Genomic DNA, 19,837 nt, shown 5'->3' on the forward strand with positions numbered 1-19,837 from the left:
ACTTCGCGTAGTGGGGCTCCGCGTGGGGCCGGGTTACGGCACGGGGTGGGCGGGGCGTGGTTCGCGTACGCCGTCGAGCGGGGCGGCGTCCAGCCGTGCGGTCTCCGGCAGCGCGATCGCCGTACCGGCGGTGGCGCGCGCGAAGGCGGTGGCGCCGCCGACGAGCGGGACGCGCGCGGAGGTGCGGGACAGGTCGAGCCTGAGCGTCGGGGTGCTCGACGGGGGCTCGATCAGGTCCTTGTCGGTCCCGGCGACGATCAGCGCGAGCCGGTGGCCCTTGGGCACGACGTGGTCGGTGGCGGCCAGGTCGAGGGTGATCGTGTACGGCTTGCCCGGGATGAGCGGGACGCCGGTGGCGGAGGCGTGGTTGCCGAGGTCGGCCCAGCCGCGGCTGACGATCGTGTAGTCGACGTCGGCGGTCTTCGCCGAGGTCTCCTTGAAGCAGGCGCTGTCACCCGTGGTGCTCGCGCCCCAGCAGGTGCGGTCGGTGAGGGTGGTGATGCCCTCGCCGGCGTCGGCGTAGTCGCGGATGGTGCCGGGGCCGAGGTCCACCAGGACGGCGCTGAGGTGGGCGGTGGAGGTGCTGGGGGTCGCGGTCACGGTCACCTTCGAGGAGCCGGACAGCCGCAGGTCGCGGGTGAGCGGCGCGGTGGTGAAGCCCGCCTTGTCGGGGGTGGGCCGGTCGATGTGCGCGGCCCAGTCGGTCTCGTCGTGCTCCGGGTTGTCGGTGAAGGTCTCGGTGCCGGTGCCGGGGCGCAGACCGAGGGTGCCGACGCCGTCGAGGTCGCCCTCGGCGGGCCGGAGGATGGCCGCCTGGGTGGCCCGCGGCGGCCACACGGCCGAGGTCACCCACTGGTCGGGCGCGCGCTCGATGTCGGCCATGGGCTCGTCGTCGACTCCGTTGTCGTAGCCGAGGAGTTCGTGGTCGAACCAGCGGTGCAGGGTGTCGACCCAGGTGGCGCGCCGGAAGTCGAAGGGGTCGACGTGGCCGACCTGGGAGAGCCAGATCTTGCGCTCGACGCCGTTCTTCGCGAGCGCGTCCCACCACTGTCCGAAGTGCTTGGCGCGGACGTTGAGGTCCTGCATGCCGTGGACGACGAAGACGCTGGCCTCGACGCGGTCGGCGTGGCGGACGTAGTCGCGCTCGGTCCACAGCGGGGTCCAGTCGCCGGTGCGCGGGGCGCCTTCCACGATGCGCTGCTTGACGGCGGCGCAGCGGGCGCGGGCCTCGGGGCTCTCGACGCGGTACGCCAGCCCGTCCGGGCCGGAGTCGAACAGCGGGGCGCCCTTGGCGAAGTAGTAGTCGTACCAGGAGGAGATGGCGCCGATCGGGACGATGGTCTCCAGGCCCTCGACGCCGGTGGCGGCGACGCCGTTGGCGATCGTGCCGTCGTAGCTCTTGCCGATCATGCCCGTCTTGCCGTTGGTCCAGGTCGCCTTGGCGCGGGTGGTGCCGGTGCGGGTGGTGTACGCCTTGGCGCGGCCGTTCAGCCAGTCGACGACTGCCTTCGCGGACTGGATGTCGGAGCGGCCGCCGACGTCCACACAGCCGTCGGAGCGGTTGGTTCCGGCCAGGTCGACGCCGACGACCGCGTAGCCGCGCGGGACGAAGTAGTTGTCGTAGAACAGCGGCATCTGGACGACGTTCCCGGCCGCGTCGTAGGTCTTCTTCTGGCTTTCGTTGCCGCGCCCGCAGCAGGCGTAGTACGGGCTGGCGTCCATGATGACGGGGACCTTGCGGCCCTGCCGGGCGGCCTCGCGCGGGCGGACGATGTCCACGGCGACGCGGTCGGTGCGGCCGTCGCCGTCGCCGTCGAGGCGGGTGTCGACCCAGACGGCCTCGCGGATGGCGTTGTCGTAGGAGTAGACGGGCTGGCTGGTGCGGGGGGCGGCGGAAGCCTTGGCGGGGGCGGCGGCCGGAGCCGCTGCGGAAGGGGCCGGAGTCGCTGCGGAGGTGGCCGGGGCCGTCGTGCCGGGTGCGGCTTGGTCCGTGCGGGGTGCGGCCTGGGCCGTGGCGGGGGTGAGGAAGCCGGCCATCAGGGCGGCGGTGGCCGCCGTCGCGAACGGTCTCCAGATCGTGAAGCGCGTGCGTATCGGCATGCCGCGGACGCTACAGGGGATCAACTCCCGCGCAGAAGAGGGCGGATGGCGTGTCGTACGGGACGGGTGTGGCCGAAATCCGCCGTCGCGGCGGGGGTGATCGTGACGGCCGGATGGCGATCGTGTGACAGGGGTGGCCATGGACATGCTCGGTGATACGGGGACTGAATAGGCTCCGAACACATCCGAACAAAGTTTCCGCACCTAGGACTTGGAGCTGACGTGCACCGCAGAATCACCGCTCCGGGCGCGCTGGCCGCGGCCTCCCTCCTGCTGGCGATCCCGGCATCGGCCGCGAGTCACGCCCCCGGCGCACCGGGCATCGGCGACCCCTACTACCCGGCGTACGGCAACGGCGGCTACGACGTCTCCCACTACGACCTCCGGCTGAAGTACCAGCCGGCCACCGACCGGCTGGAGGGCACGGCGACCCTCCTCGCCCGGACCACCCAGGACCTTTCGAAGTTCAACCTGGACTTCCTGCTGGACGTGAGCGAGGTCCGAGTCAACGGCGCCCTCGCGAAGTTCCGGGCGACCGGCGAGCACGAGCTGGAGATCACGCCGAAGACCCCGCTCGACAAGGGCACGGCCGTCACCGTCGTGGTCCGCTACAGCGAGGTGCCGTCGAAGAAGGAGGCGTACGGCTTCACCAGCTGGCACCGCACCCCGGACGGCGGCGTCGCGGCGAACGAGCCCGAGGCGGCCTGGTGGTGGTTCCCCTCGAACGACCACCCGCTGGACAAGGCTACCTACGACGTGTCGGTGCTGGTCCCGGACGGCACCCAGGCCATCTCCAACGGCACGCTCCAGTCGACGAGTTCACGCCTCGGCTGGACCCGCTGGAACTGGCGCTCCAACAAGCCGCAGGCGACGTATCTCGCCACGCTCGCGGTGGGCCGGTTCGACGTCACCACCGGGAAGACGGAGAGCGGCATCCCGGTCGTCAACGCCTACAGCAAGGACCTCGGCGACCACTACGGGGCCGCGCGGGCCAGCATCGAGCGGACCGGGGAGATCGCCGACTGGCTGACCGAGTACTTCGGGCCGTATCCGTACAACGCGCTCGGCGGTTACGTGCCGAACACGGACACCGGGTACGCGCTGGAGACCCAGACCCGGCCGTTCTACAGCCCGCGGCAGTTCGCGAACGGCACGAACACGTCCGTGGTGGTGCACGAGCTGGCCCACCAGTGGTACGGCGACCTGGTGTCCGTGCGGCAGTGGAAGGACATCTGGATCAACGAGGGCTTCGCGCGGTACGCGCAGTGGCTGTGGTCCGAGCACGAGGGCGAGGGGACGGCGCAGGAGATCGCCGACTACGTGTACGCCTCGCGCCCGGCCGACGACCCCTTCTGGACGGTCGAGCCCGGCGACCCGGGTCCGGAGAACCAGTTCCACATCGCCGTCTACGACCGGGGCGCGCTGGCGTTGCAGGCGCTGCGCAACGAGATCGGCGACGAGGACTTCTTCGCGATCCTCAAGGGCTGGCCGAAGCGGTACGCGCACGGCAACGCGACCGTCGCCGACTTCCGGCGGTACGCGGAGGAGGTGTCCGGGAAGCCGCTGGCCGCGCTGTTCGACACCTGGCTGTACCAGCCGTCGAAGCCGGGTGTGACGGCGGCACGGGACGCCTCGATCGCGACCCGCACCTCGAAGGCCGTCGCGCAGCCGAAGTCGTGGAAGAAGATCGCGGCGACGAACGGTGTGCACGAGAACGGGCACGGGCACGGGCACGCGCGTTAGGGGCTGGTGACCGTCACCGAGGGGTCCGGTTCGGCCGCCCTCCGCAGCAACTCCTCCCGGCCGATGGCGTCGACCCGCGTCGACGGCACCGTGCAGGCGTGGGCGCCGGCGATCACGCCGTAGCGGGCGCAGCGCAGGGGCGGTTCGCCGTTCAGGAAGCCGAAGAGGAAGGCGGCGGCGAAGGCGTCGCCCGCGCCGTTGGAGTCCACCACCGGCGCGGGGGGCGTCACCGGCGGTACGTGGGTCAGCTCGCCGTCGGCGAGCAGGTGGGCGCCCTCGGCGCCGGCCGTGGCGACGACCGCGCGGGCGCGGCCCCGCTCGGCGACGCGGCGCAGGGTGCGCTCGGGGTCGGTGAGGCGGGCGGCCGAGACGAAGACGAGGTCCGCGGCGAGGGCGAACGGCTCGTGGTACGGGTTCTCGCCGTCCCAGTCGTGGAGGTCGGTGGAGATCGTCACGCCGGTCTCGCGCAGCGTGGGCAGGGCGTGGGCGCACGGCTGGGTGATGGAGACGTGGACGTGGCGGCTGTGTGCGGCCAGGTCGCGGACGGTGTCCTCGGGGAGGCGGTCGTCGGGCCGGCCGCGGCTGCTGTCGTACAGGGACAGCCGGCGGCCGTCGGGGCCGACGAGGTTGACCGCACGCTTGGTGCCCGCGGGCTGCGGGATCGCGGTGAGTGCGATGCCGTGCTCGCGGTGCAGGGCTCTCACCAGGTCGCCCTCGGGGTCGTCGCCGAGGAAGTCGAGGTGGTGGGTGCGCAGGCCGAGGGCGGCCAGGCCGAGGGCCGTGAAGTCGCCGGTCTGGCCGGCGCGGGTGCGGATGCCGTCGTGGATCAGGTAGCTGTCGGCGTACGGGAGCGGCAGCTCCGGTACGTGGACGATGGTGTCCACGCCCGCGCCGCCCAGCACGAGTACGTCGGTGTCGCGGCTCAACTCCGGCCCTCCCCATGGTCGTACACCGTCACCGGGACGCCCCGCCGCACCAGCCGCTCGATGATCAGCGGCTCCACACGGGACCACTTTCCCCCGGCCAGTCCGCACCCTATCCGGGGCATGTGGACCGACGCGCCGAGTTCCAGGGCCTTGTCGGCGAGCCGGCCGAGGGCGGTGTCGATGGCCTCGTAGCGCACCGGGACGCCCTTGCTGCCGGTTCTGATGCCGCGCTGGCCGATCATGTTGGCCACCCAGACGTAGGGTTCGACCTGGACGAACTGGACGGCGCCGAGGCCGAAGTCGTTCGTCGCGCGCTCGCGGTGCCAGGCGCGGTAGGCGGCCTCGGGTGCGGGCCAGCGGCGCGATAGGGCCAGGACGAAGCCCTTTCCCCAGCCGCCGATGTCGTTGCAGACATGGGCGATCAGCTTGACGCCCTTCGCGGACGGCACGGTGGCGTCACCCCGGACATAAACGATCTCCGACATGACGCCACCGTAGGCGATGCCACTGACAGTGGCTCTGAGCTGCCGTTTTCGCCGCTACTTCACGAGCTTGGTCAGCTCCTGGTCCGCGGTCTCGGAGACGCGGCGGCGGACGCCGAACCAGCCGGCGACCAGGGCGAGGGCGATGAACGGGACGAGGAGGAGGGTCCAGCGGCCGACCTCCGGGTCGTTGCCCATCATGCCGAGACAGACCAGCAGGAACGCGATCGTGGCGATCTCGGTGACCGGGCTGCCGGGGAGCCGGAAGGACGGGCGCTGCACCAGGCCCGCCTTGGCGCGGCGGACGAAGATCAGGTGACAGATCATGATGATCACCCAGGTGGAGATGATGCCGAGCGAGGCGACGTTCAGCACGATCTCGAAGGCCTGGTGCGGCATGACGAAGTTCAGGCCGACGCCGAGCACGCACACCGCGCAGGTCAGCAGGATGCCGCCGTAGGGCACCTGGCTGCGGTTCATCCGGGCCGTGAACCTGGGCGCGGAGCCCGCCATGGCCATGGAGCGCAGGATGCGGCCGGTGGAGTACAGGCCGGAGTTCAGGGACGACATCGCGGCCGTCAGCACCACCAGGTTCATCACGTCGCCGGCCGCGGGGACGCCGATCTTCGACAGGACGGTGACGAAGGGGCTCTCGTTCGCGGAGTACACCGAGCCGGGCAGCAGCAGGGCCAGCAGGACGACCGAGCCGACGTAGAACAGGCCCACGCGCCACATGATCGAGTTCACCGCGCGCGGGACGACCTTCTCCGGCTCGGCGGTCTCGCCCGCGGCGACACCGACCAGCTCCAGCGCGGCGTAGGCGAAGATCACGCCCTGCATGACGAGGACGACGGGCATCAGGCCGTGCGGGAAGACGCCGCCGTTGTCGGTGATCACGTGCAGACCGGGCGTCTGGCCGCCGACCTCGTGCTGGGTGGCCAGCAGGAAGATGCCGACGAACATGAAGGCGACCAGGGTCGCGACCTTGATGATCGCGAACCAGAACTCCATCTCGCCGAAGATCTTCACGGAGATCAGGTTCACCGCGAGGACCACGGCGAGGGCGATCAGGGCGAGCACCCACTGCGGGATGTCGGTGAAGGCGCTCCAGTAGTGCGTGTAGAGCGCGATCGCGGTGATGTCGGCGATGCCGGTCGTCGACCAGTTCAGGAAGTACATCCAGCCGGCGACGTACGCGCCCTTCTCGCCGAGGAACTCGCGCGCGTACGACACGAACGAGCCGGACGACGGCCGGTACAGGACCAGCTCGCCGAGGGCCCGGACGACGAAGAAGGCGAAGATGCCGCAGACCAGGTAGGCCAGCGCGAGCGCGGGGCCCGCGTTGTGCAGGCGGCCGCCGGCGCCGAGGAAGAGTCCGGTGCCGATCGCGCCGCCGATGGCGATCATGTTGACGTGGCGGGCCTTGAGGTCCTTGCTGTAACCGGCGTCGCCCGCGTCCGCGGGCGCCTGGGTCGCCTCGGGGTGTGCGGCGACCTGTGCCGTTTCCACGGCGTCCTTGCTCACGGGTGGTTCCACTCTCTGGTGCGCCCGGGGCGGGATACGTCCCGGGTGTCCGTACGGTGACTCGGCCCGCACCACCCTGGGTGTTGCGGCACAGACCAAGGCAGCACCTTCCCACAAGGTCCGGTCACGCGCGGTGAGCCAGGTCACAGAGCGTTACTTCTCACAGGATCCGCAGCGGTTTCACACTTCTGGTGAGACAGCGATACTGCTGCGCATGACAAGCCACGCCGAGGAGCGGCCCCTCACCGTAGACGAGCTGGCCGCGCGGGCCGGTGTCACGGTGCGGACGGTGCGCTTCTACAGCACCCGGGGTCTGCTGCCGCCGCCGGTGATCGGCCCGCGCCGGGTGGGGCACTACGGCCGTGAGCACCTGGCCCGCCTCGCGCTCATCGAGGAGCTCCAGCACCAGGGGATGACGCTCGCCGGGATCGAGCGCTATCTGCAGCAGCTTCCGCCGGACCTGAGCCCCCAGGATCTGGCGATCCACCGCGCGGTGGTGGCCTCCTGGGCGCCGGACACCGTGGAGACGGTGAGCCGTGAGGAGCTGGAGCGGCGGGCCGGGCGGGCGCTGGGGGACGACGAGGTGGAGCGCCTGGTGGCCATGGACGTCGTACGGCCGGACGGCGACGGCTACCGCGTGGACCTCGGCCTGCTCCGGCTCGGGGTGCGGCTGCTGGACGTACCGATGTCGCAGGAGGCGATCCTGGCCGCGCGCGCGGTCCTCATCGAGCACTCGCGCGCCGCGGCCCGTGAGCTGTCCCAGCTGCTGCGGGGCGAGGTGTCGGAGCGGGACGCGCGGGACGCGCGGTCGCTGTCGGCGCACATGCAGCCCCTGGTCGTGCAGGCGCTGCTGACGACCTTCCAGCGGTCGCTCAGGGAGGAACTGGGCGAGTGGCTCACCCGCTCGGGCGCGAGGTGAGCCACTCGGACCGCTGCCGGGCTAGTCGGTGAAGCGCTCGCCCTTCTCCGCCTTCTCGACCAGCAGCGCGGGCGGCGTGAACCGGTCGCCGTAACGCTCGGCCAGCTCCCGCGCGCGGGCCACGAAGCCGGGCAGGCCACCGTCGTAGCCGTTGATGTACTGCAGCACGCCGCCGGTCCAGCCGGGGAAGCCGATGCCGAAGATGGAGCCGATGTTGGCGTCGGCGACGGACGTCAGGACGCCCTCCTCCAGCAGCCGGACGGTGTCCAGCGCCTCGGAGAAGAGCATGCGTTCCTGCATGTCCTCGAAGGGGATCGTGTGGCCGGGCTTGGTGAAGTGCTCGCGCAGCCCCGGCCACAGGCCCGCCCGCTTGCCGTTCTCGTCGTAGTCGTAGAAGCCGGCGCCGCCGCTGCGGCCGGTGCGGCCGAACTCGTCGACCATGCGGTCGATGACGGCCTCCGCCGGGTGCGGGGTCCAGGTGCCGCCCGCCTCCTCGACGGCCCGCCTGGTCTCCTTGCGGATCTTGCGGGGCAGGGTCAGCGTCAGCTCGTCCATCAGGGACAGGACCTTGGCCGGGTAGCCCGCCTGCGCGGCGGCCTGCTCGACCGACGCGGGCTCGATGCCCTCGCCGACCATCGCCACGCCCTCGTTGATGAAGTGGCCGATCACGCGGGAGGTGAAGAACCCGCGCGAGTCGTTGACGACGATCGGCGTCTTGTTGATCTGCCGGACCAGGTCGAAGGCGCGGGCCAGCGCCTCCTCGCCGGTGCGCTCGCCCTTGATGATCTCGACGAGCGGCATCTTGTCGACCGGCGAGAAGAAGTGCAGCCCGATGAAGTCGGCCTGGCGTTCGACGCCCTCGGCGAGGGTGGTGATGGGCAGGGTGGAGGTGTTGGAGCACAGCAGGGCGTCCGGGGCGACGATCTGCTCGACCTCCTGGAACACCTTGTGCTTGAGGGCCGTGTCCTCGAAGACCGCCTCGATGACCGCGTCACAGCCCGCCAGGTCCTGCACGTCGGCGGTGGGGGTGATGCGGGCGAGCAGCGCGTCCGCCTTCTCCTGGGTGGTACGGCCGCGGGAGACGGCCTTGGCGCACAGCTTCTCGGAGTAGCCCTTGCCCTTGAGGGCGGCTTCCAGGGAGACGTCCTTGAGGACGACGTCGATGCCCGCGCGGGCGCAGGAGTAGGCGATGCCGGCGCCCATCATGCCCGCGCCGAGGACGGCGACCTTGCGGACCTGGCGCGGCTCGACGCCCTTCGGGCGGTTGGCGCCGGAGTTGACGGCCTGGAGGTCGAAGAAGAACGCCTGGATCATGTTCTTCGAGATCTGCCCCGCGGCCAGCTCCACGAAGTAGCGGGCCTCGATGACCTGGGCGGTCTCGAAGTCGACCTGGGAGCCCTCGACGGCCGCGGCGAGGATGTTGCGCGGCGCCGGGTAGGGGGCGCCGCCGGTCTGCTTGCGCAGGTTGGCCGGGAAGGCGGGCAGGTTGGCGGCGAACTTGGGGTTGGCGGGAGTGCCGCCGGGGATGCGGTAGCCGGGCTTGTCCCAGGGCTGCTGGGACTCGGGGTGGGCGTCGATGAAGGCTCGGGCCTTGGCGAGCATCTCCTCCCGCGTCTCGGCCACCTCGTGCACCAGGCCGTTCTCCAGGGCGCGCCGCGGGTTGTACTGGGTGCCCTGGAGCAGCACCTTCAGCAGCGCGTCGGCGATGCCGAGCAGCCGGACGGTGCGGACGACTCCGCCGCCGCCGGGGAGCAGGCCGAGGGTGACCTCGGGGCAGCCGATCTTGGAGCCGGGGGCGTCGAGGGCGATCCGGTGGTGGCAGGCGAGGGCGATCTCGAAGCCGCCGCCGAGGGCCGCGCCGTTCATCGCGGCGACGACCGGCTTGCCCAGGGTCTCGATGCGGCGCAGGTTCCGCTTGATCGCCATGCCGCCGTCGAACAGCTCCTGGGCGGTCTCCGGGGTGACGCGGATCAGGTCGCGCAGGTCGCCGCCGGCGAAGAAGGTCTTCTTGGCGGAGGTGACGATGACGCCGCGGATGGAGTCCTTCTCCGCCTCCAGGCGGTCGGTGACCGCGGCGAGGGAGTCGCGGAACGCCTGGTTCATGGTGTTCGCGGACTGGTTCGGGTCGTCGAGGACGAGGGTGACGACACCGGTGTCGTCCTGTTCCCAGCGGATCGTGGTGCTCTCGGTCATGACAGGGGTCTCCGTAGAAGTCTGGTGTCCGCGGGGAGTTCAGAGGCGCTCGACGACGGTGGCGATGCCCATGCCGCCGCCGACGCAGAGGGTGGCCAGGCCGTACCGCTTGTCCTGGCGCTCCAGCTCGTCGACGAGGGTGCCGAGGATCATCGCACCGGTGGCGCCGAGGGGGTGGCCGAGGGCGATGGCGCCGCCGTTGACGTTGACCTTGTCCAGGGACAGGCCCATGTCCTTCACGAACCGCAGCACGACCGCGGCGAAGGCCTCGTTGATCTCGACGAGGTCGATGTCGTCGATGGTCAGGCCCGCCCTGGCGAGGGCCTTGCGGGTGGCGGGGGCGGGGCCGGTGAGCATGATGGTGGGCTCGGAGCCGGAGACCGCGGCGGAGACGATCCGCGCGCGCGGGGTGAGGCCGTAGCGCTCGCCGACCTCCTTGGAGCCGATGGCGACGAGGGCGGCGCCGTCTACGATGCCGGAGGAATTGCCCGCGTGGTGGACGTGGTCGATCTTCTCCACCCAGTGGTACTTCTGCAGCGCCACGGCGTCGAAGCCGCCGAGGTCGCCGATGTCCGCGAAGGACGGCTTGAGCTTGGCGAGGGAGTCGGCGGTGGTGCCGGGCCGCATGTGCTCGTCGTGGTCGAGGACGACGAGTCCGTTGCGGTCCTTCACCGGGACGACGGAGCGCTCGAAGCGGCCCTCCTTCCAGGCGGTGGCCGCGCGCTCCTGCGACAGGGCCGCGTACTCGTCGACGTCGCGGCGGGAGAAGCCCTCGATGGTGGCGATCAGGTCGGCGCCGATGCCCTGCGGCACGAAGTTGACCGCGAGGTTGGTCATCGGGTCGTTGAACCAGGCGCCGCCGTCGGAGGCCATCGGCACCCGGGACATCGACTCGACGCCGCCGGCCAGGACCAGGTCCTCCCAGCCGGAGCGGACCTTGGCGGCGGCCAGGTTGACCGCTTCCAGGCCGGAGGCACAGAAGCGGTTCTCCTGCACGCCGGCGACCGTGTCGGGCAGGCCCGCGGCGATGGCGGCGATGCGGGCGATGTCGGAGCCCTGGTCGCCGACCGGGCCGACGACGCCGAGGACGATGTCGTCGACGGCCGCCGGGTCGAGGCCGGGGAAGCGGTCGCGGATCTCGTGGATGAGTCCGACGACGAGGTCGATGGGCTTCGTGCCGTGCAGGGCGCCGTTCGCCTTGCCGCGTCCGCGCGGGGTGCGGATCGCGTCGTACACGTACGCTTCGGTGCTCACGAGGGGGCCTTTCACTGAGGGTGGGCTCGAGGGCTCGGGGCTCGGGGGCTGGGGGCTGGGGGGCTCGGGGGGGGCTGGGACGGCCGGCTGGGAGGGCTAGGGGTTTCGGGGCACGGGCTCGGTCGGCGGGGAGGGATTCCGGGGCTGGGTCGCGGCCCCGGCGTCGGTCTCGGTCACGGTCCCGGTACCGGTCACGGTCCCGGTACCGGTCACGGTGTCGGTCGCGGCCCCGGTGTCGGTGTCGCTCCCGGTCTCAGTGTCCGCCTCGGCCGGCTGGGAGACGAGACGCGGCACGTCCCAGTCGCGGGCCACGGAGGCTGTGTCGGTGCCGGGGCGGGCCGGGCCGGTGCGGACCGCCGTGGGGGTCGCGGAGAACCGGGGGGCGGGCGCGGGCTGGGTGATGCCGCCGTGGCCGGTGAAGGTGGACCGGGCGGCGAGGTGCGGGTGGTGCGGGGCCTCGCGCAGCGACAGCACGGGCGCCACGCACGCGTCGGAGCCCTCGAACACGGCCGTCCACTCCTCCCGGGTACGGGACTTGAAGCGCGCGGTGATGGCTTCCCGCAGTTCGGCCCAGCGCGCGAGGTCGTCGCGGGCCGGGGCCCGGTCCGGGATGCCGAGGAGGGCCATGAACTCGTCGTAGAACTGCCGTTCCAGCGCGCCCACGGCCATGTACTGCCCGTCGGCGGTCTCGTAGGTGCCGTAGAAGGGGCAGCCGCCGTCGAGGAGGTTGGTGCCGCGGCGGTCCTGCCAGGCGCCGGCGGCGAGCATGCCGTGGATCATCGCGGAGAGGTGCGCGGCGCCGTCGACGATGGCCGCGTCGACGACCTGTCCGGTGCCGGTGGCGCGGGCGTGGTGGAGGGCCGCGAGGACGCCGACGACGAGGTAGAGGGAGCCGCCCGCGTAGTCGCCGAGCAGGTTGGCGGGGACGGCCGGCGGTGCGCCGGGGACGCCGATCATGCCGAGGGTGCCGGTGAGCGCGAGGTACGTGATGTCGTGGCCCGCGCGGTGGGCGAGCGGGCCGTCCTGGCCCCAGCCGGTCATGCGGCCGTAGACGAGGCGCGGGTTGCGGGCGTGGCAGGCGTCGGGGCCGACGCCCAGCCGTTCGGCGACGCCGGGGCGGTAGCCCTCGATGAGGACGTCGGCGCGCTCGGCGAGGTCGAGGACGCGCGCGGGGCCGTCGGGGGCCTTGAGGTCGACGATCACCGAGCGCTTGTTGCGGTGGGTGACGTCGAAGGCCGGGTCGATCGCGAGGCCGGGGCCGCCGGGGCGGTCCACGCGGACCACGTCGGCGCCGAGGTCGGCGAGGAGCATGGCGGCGAAGGGCCCGGGGCCGATGCCGGCCAGCTCGATGACCCGGACGCCGGTGAGCGGTCCGCGCGGTGCCGTCGTGGCCGTGGTCATCCAGCCCCCTCGCTGTGACACAACTGATGTAACACCGGTGATGGTAAGAACGGGTTTCAGTCCACACAAGACCTGAACGAGCAAGCGCTTAGCCATTTTCGGCCGGGTGGGGACGGCGGCGTCGGGCCGGCCGGGGACGGCGGCGTCGGGCCGACCGGGGACGGCGGCGTCGGGCGGGCGGTCGCGCGGAGGGTTGTGCGGGGCCGCTGCACGGCCGCGCGTGGCGGCCTCGGGCTTCAGCGGCCGTCCAGGTCCGCTATCAGCCGCTTCGGGGCGATCGCGCGGTAGCTCTCCTCCACCCAGTCGCACAGCAGCTCGGCCGGGGGTGAACCCTTGGGCTCCAGGGGGATGCTGACCCAGCCCGCCTTGCCGAGGCCGTAGCCGGCGGGCTCGGCGCCCGGGGCGGTCAGGGCGTGCGCGTGGGCGGTGTCGTCCGTGAGCTTGACGGTGACGCCGAGGGGATAGCTGCCGTCGTCGACGCCGAGGAAGACGAAAACCTTCTTGTTGACCTTGGCGACGGACTCGCCCCAGGGGAACTCCTCGGCGGCGCCCGGGAGGGAGAGGGCGAACTCGCGTACTTTCTCCCACTTCTTCAGGGCATGCGCGGCCACCGCCATGGTCCACCTCCGGGCTCGTCGTCGGGCTTCGCACCCCTCACGCTAGCCTCAGCCACCGACAGCGGCGCGGGCTGCGAGGCTCGATGGTGAGCGAGAGGTGTCATGAGCAGGCTGAACAGGGCGGACCGTCCGTACGACATCGTGCTCTTCGGGGCGACCGGGTTCGTCGGGACGCTCACCGCGGAGTACCTGGCCGCGCACGCGCCCGAGGGGCTGCGCTGGGCCGTCGCGGGCCGCAGCGAGGACAAGCTGCACCGGCTGCGCGAACGGCTGCCCGGCGGCGCGGAGATCGGCGTCCTGGTGGCGGACGTCGCCGACCCGGCCTCGCTGCGCCGGCTCGCGGAGCACGCGCGCGTGGTGGCCACGACGGTCGGCCCGTACGTGACGTACGGCGAGGAACTGGTCGCGGCCTGCGCGGACACCGGCGCGGACTATCTCGACCTGACCGGCGAGCCGGAGTTCGTGGACCTGATGTACGTCCGGCACGACGCACGCGCGCGGGAGACCGGCGCGCGGCTGGTGCACGCGTGCGGCTTCGACTCGGTGCCGCACGATCTGGGCGTGTACTTCACGGTCCGGCAGCTGCCGGAGGGGGTGCCGCTGACCGTGGACGGGTTCGTGCGGGTGGACGCGGCCTTCTCCGGCGGCACGTTCGCCTCCGCGCTGAACCAGTTCGCGCGCGGCCGGCAGATGGTCGCCGCCGCGCGGGACCGGCGCCGGCACGAGCCGCGGCTGGTGGGGCGCCGCGCGGTCACCCCGACCGGCGGTCCGCGGTTCGCGCCGGAGGTCGGCGCCTGGGCGCTGCCGCTGCCGACCATCGATCCGCAGATCGTGCGCCGTTCGGCCAAGGCCCTGGAGCGCTACGGGCCCGACTTCCGCTACCGGCACTACGCCGCCGTGCGACGGCTGCCGGTAGCGGTCGGCGGGGCGGCGGCCGTCGGCGCGCTGTTCGCGGCGGCCCAGGTGCCGCCCGCGCGGCGCTGGCTGTCCGACCGGCTGAAGCCGGGTGACGGGCCGAGCGCCGAGAAGCGGGCGCGGAGCTGGTTCTCGGTGCGCTTCGTCGGCGAGGGCGCCGGCCGGCGGGTGTTCACCGAAGTCTCCGGCGGAGACCCCGGCTACGACGAGACGGCGAAGATCTTCGCCGAGTCGGCCCTCTGCCTCGCCTTCGACGACCTGCCGCCGACCTCCGGCCAGGTCACCACGGCGGTGGCGATGGGCGACGCACTGACCGAACGGCTGCGCGCGGCGGGAATCACCTTCCGGGTGGCGGCCCGCCGCTGAGACGGCACCCGCCCGCGGCCGGGGATGCCCGCTGCTCGCGCAGGCGATGCGGTCGCGCGCCGATCAACCGGCGCGCGACCGCACCCCGTCGGCGTCTGCCTACCACGGCCACTCCGCGACCGTGTAGACCATCCCGGCGATCCACGCGAGACCCGCGAGCGTGGCGAGGACGAGCGCGACCGTCACGGCACGCTCGATGGGGCGGTGGGGGTCGGTGAGCGGCTTGGGAGCACGGTGCGAAGTCATGCGGCAAGCCTGCCGACGGGGGCGGCGCGGGCACATCCGTACGGGTACTCAGGCGACGTACTCAGCGTCCGGACGCGCGTACGCGTCAGCTCTGGACCCCCGTCGCCTCGCGCAGCGCCCTGCGGCACAACGCGTCGGCCTTGCGGGTGGTTTCGGGGAGGCGGTAGCGGGGGGTGAGTGCCAGGGTGTGCGCGCAGGCGTTGTCGAGGCTCACGCGGTGGCCGACGGAGACGAAGACGGGCTTGACGTCGTCGCGGGTGCGCAGGGCGCGGCCTACTTCCTCGTCGTCCGCGCGGAGGGGTGTCGAGGCTCCGCGCGGGGTGCCCGGTTCGTCGTAGGTGAAGGTGAAGGGGTTCTTGGCGACGCCGATCGTCGGCAGGCCGGTGAGTACGCCGAGGTGGCTGGCGAGGCCGAAGCGGCGGGGGTGGGCGAGGCCGTAGCCGTCGCAGACGACGAGACCGGGCGGGCACGGGAGCGCGTCCAGGGCGGCGAGCACGGTCGGGATCTCGCGGAAGGCGAGCAGGCCCGGAACGTACGGGAAGGAGATCCGGCCGGCGGCCGTGGCCTCGGCGACGACGTCCAGGGTCGCCGCGTCCAGGACCACGGCCGCCGCCGCGACGACGTCCCGCTCGTCGTCATAGGCGACGTCGACCCCCGTGACGTGTCCGGTGCCGGGCGGCGGCCCCGGCTCGTCCAGCACCACCCGCGCCCGCAGCTCGTCCTGGACGGCGCGGGCCTCTTCCTCGGTCGCGGGCCAGCCCGCGGGAATGCGTACGATCGTCATGGTGGCGACGAGCGTACGGCGCCGGCCGCCCGCGCGGGCCGGCGGTACGGCTCACTTGCCGAGCGCGCGCTGCAACTGCGCCTTGTTCATGTCCGAACGGCCATGGATGTTGCGCTTCTTGGCCTCCTGGTACAGCTGGTCGTAGGTGGGCCCCTGGGAGCCCTTGCCGGAGCGCTGGCCGCCCCGCTTGGACGACGACATGTCCTGTGTGGAGGTACGGCTGGCGGTCTTGGACTCGCCGGAGCGGGCGCGTTCCTTGTTCACCGTGCGCGCCGCGATCTCCTTGGCCCGCCCGGTGCTCTCGCCCCGGTCCTCGGCGCTCTTCTTGATGTGCTCGTACTGGCGCTCCCGTTTGGAGCTCGAACCGCGAGGCATGTCCGCTCACTTCCTTTCACGATGAGTGAACGGGTACCCACATTGCCAACGAATGGGCCCACCCGCGCGCTCACTGCTCCAGGCGTGCCACGCGGCCCTTCTCCCCCGAGGCCCAGCAGCCGCCGTCCGCCGCGCAGTCCACGGTGTCGTACGAGCCGGCGTCGACCGTGCGCCAGGTGCGGCCGGCGTCCGTGGTGAGGTCGGTGCCGGTGGGGCCGACGGCGAGGGCGGCGGAGCGGTGGTGCGGGAGCCAGGCGACGCCCGAGCGGTAGGCGGGCGGTGCCGCTGCCGCGGGGCGCCAGGTCCGGCCGCCGTCGGCGGTGTGCGCCGCGGCGCGGGGTGCCGTCTGGTCGGCTCGGTAGTCGCCGCCGACCGCGAGGCCGTGGGAGCGGTCGCGGAAGGCGAGCGCGAAGACGCCGCGGGCCGGGTCGCCGGCCGGGAGCGGGGTGTCGGTGGCCGTCCAGGTCAGGCCGCGGTCCCCGGAGTGCAGCACGCGCGCGCGTGCGGCCCCGCCGGTGGCCAGCCACACGTCCCGCGGGCCGGAGGTGACCAGGCACTGGCCGCTCGCCGCGAACCCGGCCTCGCCCTCCAGGGCGGGCGGCATGCCCGCGTCGGGCAGCACCGTCCAGGACCGGCCGCCGTCGCGGGTGGACAGGATGCGGAATCTGCCGTCCACCGGGTCGCTCATCGCCAGGCCGTGGCGGCGGTCGAAGAACGTCATGCAGTCGTAGAAGGCGCGCGGGTCGGTGTTGCGGAAGGACTCCGTCCAGGTCGCTCCGCCGTCGTCCGTGCGGTACACGCGGGAGGCCTCGCCCTCGCCGATGGCCAGCACCACCGCCCGCCGCGCGTCGAACGCCTCGATGTCCCGGAACTGGAGGCCAGTGGCGCCGGGCGGCGAGACGTTCCGCCAGCTCGCTCCCCCGTCGGTGGTCCGCAGGACCGTTCCGCCGGTGCCGGACACCCAGGCGACGTCCCGGCCTACGGCGGCGAGGCCGCGGAAGCGCACGTCGGTGGTGCCGGTGTCCTTCAGGGACCAGGACCAGGACGAGGACCGGGGCGGGGTCGTCGGGGCCGTGTCGTGGGCCCGCGCGGGGGCGGCGCTCGTGAGCGCCGCCAGTGCCGCGACGGCGGCGATCACCGCGGGTGCCCGTCCACCACGCCCCGTCCCTGCCCCTCGTTCGGCCCGTACCGCGCCTGCCCCTCGGTCGGCCCGTACCGCGGGTACCGTGCGTCGCGTGCTCCCCCAGCGCCTCATGGCGGGCGAAGCTAGCGGACCTCCGAGGGGGCGTCCAGAGGGCCTCCCCGGGGTTCCCACATGAGGCACCGCGCGGCACATCCGTATGACTGAATCACGGCCGGGATGGAACACGGTGACGGAGGTCACTCGGCACGGAGATGCACGGACGCGCCGATTCCGGCGTCTCTCCCTGTGCCCGGCCTCATCCCCGGAAGTCCGTCCGGCCGTCACAAGGGAGCAAGGCGTTGTCCACCGTTATCGAGCAGCCCGTCGAGGCCCGCCTCGTCGCCGCCGCGCCGCGGATGCCGAACATCCCGGCCACGCTGTACTACGACCGGCGCGATCCGTTCGCCGTCCGGATGACCTTCCCCGCCCAGGCCACCCTGGAGGGCGTGGAGGTCTGCTGGACCTTCTCCCGCGAACTCCTCGCGGCCGGTCAGGAAGGCCCCGAGGGCCAGGGGGACGTCCGGGTCCGGCCGTACGGCTACGACCGCACCGTCCTGGAGTTCCACGCTCCGGAGGGCACCGCCGTGGTGCACGTCCGCTCGGCCGACGTGCGCCGCTTCCTGGAGGCGACGCGCCGCCTGGTGCCGGAGGGTCTTGAGGACGCGTATCTCGACCTGGACCACGATCTGGCGGTGCTGATGCGGGACGCCTGCTGAGGCGGTCCGCACCGTGACGCGGCCCGCGAGCCGAAGCGGTCCCGCGGTACCCGCGTCGCACTCGCGCCGCACCCTCGCCGTACCCGCGCCCGGCGGCTCCCCCGCGGCGCGGGGGACGCGCGCGCGGGCGGCCGGTAAATGCGTTGACACCCTCCGACGGCCGCTCGTACGGTGTACAGCGTTCTGTTGCCGTCGATTGGAGAAGGACGTTGCTCCTCTGAGGTCCTGAGACACCGCGTCACACACCACACACAGGTGTGTACGTCGCGTGCGACCTCGGCAGTCGAGCCGTCCAGCCAGTCCAGGCGTTCCAAGCGTCCCCATCATTCTGGCCGACGAACAGGGCCCCCCGGATTCCACCTCCGGCCTGCCGCCCTTCACGGACCCCTCCGACGGTCGCCGCTCCCCGGTGTCTCGACACGCGTTGCCCCTGACCGCATCACGCAACCGCGAGGCCCTTGTGCATTCATTCCTCACCTGTACCTCCCTGTCCTTCACCTGGCCCGACGGCACCTCCGTCTTCGACGGCCTCGACGCCTCCTTCGGCCCCGGCCGCACCGGGCTCGTCGGCGTCAACGGGTCCGGTAAGTCCACCCTGTTGAAGCTGATGGCCGGTGAGCTGACCCCGACCGACGGCACCGTGCGAATCGCGGGCGAGATCGGCTACCTCCCGCAGAACGTCACGCTCGACACCACCCTGCGGGTCGACCAGGCGCTGGGCATCGCCGAGCGGCGCGCCGCCCTGCACGCCATCGAGGCCGGCGACGCGTCCGAGGAGCACTTCGAGACGGTCGGCGACGACTGGGACGTCGAGGAGCGCGCCCTGGCCACCCTCGGCGAACTCGGACTCGGCCACATCGACCTCGACCGCACCACCGGTGAGGTGTCCGGCGGCGAGTCGGTGCTGCTGCGGCTGGCCGCGCTGCTGCTGCGCCGCCCGGACGTGCTGCTGCTGGACGAGCCGACGAACAACCTCGACCTGTACGCGCGGCGGCGGCTGTACGCGGCCGTCGCGTCCTGGCCGGGCGTGATGGTCGTGGTCAGCCACGACCGCGAACTCCTCGAACGCGTCGACCAGATCGCCGATCTGCGCTCCGGGGAGATCGCCTGGTACGGCGGGAACTTCTCGGCGTACGAGGAGGCGCTGGCCGTCGAACAGGAGGCGGCCGAGCGCATGGTGCGGGTCGCCGAGGCCGACTTCCGCAAGCAGAAACGGGAGTTGGCCGACGCCCAGGTCAAGCTGGCCCGCCGCAAGCGGTACGGGCAGAAGATGTGGGACAACAAGCGTGAGCCCAAGATCATCATGAGCGAGCGCAAGCGGCAGGCCCAGATCTCGGCCGGCAAGCACCGCATCATGCACGAGGAGAAGCTCGCCGAGGCCCGGGAACGGCTCGACGAGGCGGTGGAGGCCGTACGGGACGACGACGAGATCCGCGTCGACCTGCCGCACACCGCCGTACCGCCGGGCCGCGGCGTGCTCACCCTGCGCGAGCTGGAACTGGCGTACGGCGCGCGCGTGGCGGGTGGTTTCGATCTGTACGGCCCGGAGCGGATCGCGCTGATCGGCCGCAACGGCGCGGGCAAGACGACGCTGCTGCGCACCATCGCGGGCGAGCTGACGCCGGTGTCGGGCGAGGCGACGGCGCACGTCCCGCTGCGGTTCCTGCCGCAACGCCTGGACGTCCTCGACGGCGAGCTGACCGTCGCCGAGAACGTGGCCCGGTTCGCGCCGGGCGCCACCAACAACCGGATCCGGGCGCGGCTGGCCCGCTTCCTGTTCCGGGGCGCGCGCGCCGACCAGAAGGCGGCCACCCTGTCCGGCGGCGAACGCTTCCGGGCTGCGCTGGCCGCGCTGATGCTGGCGGAACCGGCGCCGCAGCTGCTGATGCTGGACGAGCCGACGAACAACCTGGACATGGCGAGCGTACGCCAGCTCGTCACCGCCCTGGAGTCGTACGAGGGGGCGCTGATCGTGGCCAGCCACGACCTGCCGTTCCTGGAGTCCATCGGCATCACGCGCTGGCTGATGCTGGACGGGGAACTCACGGAAATCACGCCAGAAGCTGTCGGGTATCCCGCCTAGCTTCGAAGGC

At 72.3% G+C, this 19,837-nt stretch carries 17 protein-coding genes; 5 read left to right on the top strand and 12 right to left on the bottom strand.

The annotated features are described in order from the left end of the window. Positions 1–33 precede the first annotated feature (33 nt). Positions 34–2,100 (bottom strand): Xaa-Pro dipeptidyl-peptidase, encoded by a 2,067-nt coding sequence (locus ACIG0D_RS05660; RefSeq protein WP_399796457.1) that lies wholly within the window; start codon positions 2,098–2,100, stop codon positions 34–36. Between the two features lie 222 nt (positions 2,101–2,322). Here ACIG0D_RS05660 and ACIG0D_RS05665 point away from each other — a divergent pair, with 222 nt between their 5' ends. Next, positions 2,323–3,843, top strand: a complete 1,521-nt coding sequence (locus tag ACIG0D_RS05665; protein ID WP_399796458.1) for a M1 family metallopeptidase — start codon at positions 2,323–2,325, stop codon at positions 3,841–3,843. On the opposite strand, the gene ACIG0D_RS05670 is transcribed toward ACIG0D_RS05665, so the two are convergent. Genes ACIG0D_RS05670 through ACIG0D_RS05680 form a run of 3 tightly spaced genes read right to left on the bottom strand, consistent with a single transcriptional unit; the run spans position 3,840 to position 6,775 of the window. Next, positions 3,840–4,769 carry a PfkB family carbohydrate kinase gene (locus ACIG0D_RS05670; protein WP_399796459.1) on the bottom strand — a complete coding sequence of 310 codons (930 nt, stop codon included), beginning with the start codon at positions 4,767–4,769 and terminating at the stop codon, positions 3,840–3,842. The genes ACIG0D_RS05665 and ACIG0D_RS05670 overlap by 4 nt on opposite strands. Next, complete coding sequence (locus tag ACIG0D_RS05675; protein ID WP_399796460.1) at positions 4,766–5,254, bottom strand: macro domain-containing protein; 489 nt, start codon at positions 5,252–5,254, stop codon at positions 4,766–4,768. The genes ACIG0D_RS05670 and ACIG0D_RS05675 overlap by 4 nt, the downstream gene beginning before the upstream one ends. Positions 5,255–5,308: 54 nt before the next feature. Beyond that, positions 5,309–6,775 (bottom strand): amino acid permease, encoded by a 1,467-nt coding sequence (locus ACIG0D_RS05680; RefSeq protein ID WP_399796461.1) that lies wholly within the window; start codon positions 6,773–6,775, stop codon positions 5,309–5,311. A 214-nt stretch (positions 6,776–6,989) separates the two neighbouring features. On the opposite strand from ACIG0D_RS05680, the gene ACIG0D_RS05685 reads away from it, so the two are divergent. Then, complete coding sequence (locus ACIG0D_RS05685) at positions 6,990–7,694, top strand: MerR family transcriptional regulator (RefSeq protein ID WP_399796462.1); 705 nt, start codon at positions 6,990–6,992, stop codon at positions 7,692–7,694. A gap of 21 nt (positions 7,695–7,715) precedes the next feature. On the opposite strand, the gene ACIG0D_RS05690 is transcribed toward ACIG0D_RS05685, so the two are convergent. The 4 genes from ACIG0D_RS05690 to ACIG0D_RS05705 all read right to left on the bottom strand — a co-directional run bounded on the left by ACIG0D_RS05690 (position 7,716) and on the right by ACIG0D_RS05705 (position 13,159). Next, positions 7,716–9,887, bottom strand: coding sequence for a 3-hydroxyacyl-CoA dehydrogenase NAD-binding domain-containing protein (locus ACIG0D_RS05690; RefSeq protein WP_399796463.1), 2,172 nt, complete (start codon positions 9,885–9,887; stop codon positions 7,716–7,718). 39 nt (positions 9,888–9,926) lie between these two features. Next, positions 9,927–11,141, bottom strand: a complete 1,215-nt coding sequence (locus ACIG0D_RS05695; RefSeq protein ID WP_399796464.1) for an acetyl-CoA C-acetyltransferase — start codon at positions 11,139–11,141, stop codon at positions 9,927–9,929. 96 nt (positions 11,142–11,237) lie between these two features. Beyond that, on the bottom strand, positions 11,238–12,542 hold the full coding sequence (locus ACIG0D_RS05700) for a CaiB/BaiF CoA transferase family protein (RefSeq protein WP_399796465.1): 1,305 nt from the start codon (positions 12,540–12,542) through the stop codon (positions 11,238–11,240). A gap of 236 nt (positions 12,543–12,778) precedes the next feature. After that, positions 12,779–13,159: an MmcQ/YjbR family DNA-binding protein gene (locus tag ACIG0D_RS05705; protein WP_399796466.1), complete on the bottom strand. Its 381-nt coding sequence runs from the start codon at positions 13,157–13,159 to the stop codon at positions 12,779–12,781. Between the two features lie 102 nt (positions 13,160–13,261). Between ACIG0D_RS05705 and ACIG0D_RS05710 the strand changes: the two genes are divergently transcribed. Beyond that, positions 13,262–14,440, top strand: a complete 1,179-nt coding sequence (locus ACIG0D_RS05710; RefSeq protein ID WP_399796467.1) for a saccharopine dehydrogenase family protein — start codon at positions 13,262–13,264, stop codon at positions 14,438–14,440. A 99-nt stretch (positions 14,441–14,539) separates the two neighbouring features. Here the strand turns inward: ACIG0D_RS05710 and mmpA are convergent, their stop codons facing one another. The 4 genes from mmpA to ACIG0D_RS05730 form a co-directional block, all read right to left on the bottom strand. Next, the gene (mmpA, locus tag ACIG0D_RS05715) at positions 14,540–14,686 is read right to left on the bottom strand and encodes a morphogenic membrane protein MmpA (protein WP_399796468.1); all 147 of its coding nucleotides are present in this window, start codon (positions 14,684–14,686) and stop codon (positions 14,540–14,542) included. Positions 14,687–14,771: 85 nt separating this feature from the next. Next, complete coding sequence (locus tag ACIG0D_RS05720; RefSeq protein WP_399796469.1) at positions 14,772–15,470, bottom strand: endonuclease V; 699 nt, start codon at positions 15,468–15,470, stop codon at positions 14,772–14,774. Positions 15,471–15,521: 51 nt separating this feature from the next. Next, complete coding sequence (locus ACIG0D_RS05725) at positions 15,522–15,845, bottom strand: plasmid stabilization protein (RefSeq protein ID WP_399796470.1); 324 nt, start codon at positions 15,843–15,845, stop codon at positions 15,522–15,524. Positions 15,846–15,915: 70 nt separating this feature from the next. Next, positions 15,916–17,100: a WD40/YVTN/BNR-like repeat-containing protein gene (locus tag ACIG0D_RS05730; RefSeq protein WP_399796471.1), complete on the bottom strand. Its 1,185-nt coding sequence runs from the start codon at positions 17,098–17,100 to the stop codon at positions 15,916–15,918. Positions 17,101–17,327: 227 nt separating this feature from the next. On the opposite strand from ACIG0D_RS05730, the gene ACIG0D_RS05735 reads away from it, so the two are divergent. Together ACIG0D_RS05735 and ACIG0D_RS05740 are read left to right on the top strand one after the other, a co-directional pair. Further along, positions 17,328–17,744, top strand: a complete 417-nt coding sequence (locus ACIG0D_RS05735) for an SsgA family sporulation/cell division regulator (protein WP_365762927.1) — start codon at positions 17,328–17,330, stop codon at positions 17,742–17,744. 460 nt (positions 17,745–18,204) lie between these two features. Continuing rightward, a complete protein-coding gene (locus ACIG0D_RS05740) occupies positions 18,205–19,827 on the top strand; it encodes an ABC-F family ATP-binding cassette domain-containing protein (protein ID WP_399796472.1) in 1,623 nt (540 codons plus the stop codon). The last annotated feature ends 10 nt before the right edge of the window (positions 19,828–19,837 follow it).

Origin of the sequence: Streptomyces sp. NPDC052773, from assembly GCF_044547145.1 — a bacterium.
Classification (GTDB): domain Bacteria; phylum Actinomycetota; class Actinomycetes; order Streptomycetales; family Streptomycetaceae; genus Streptomyces.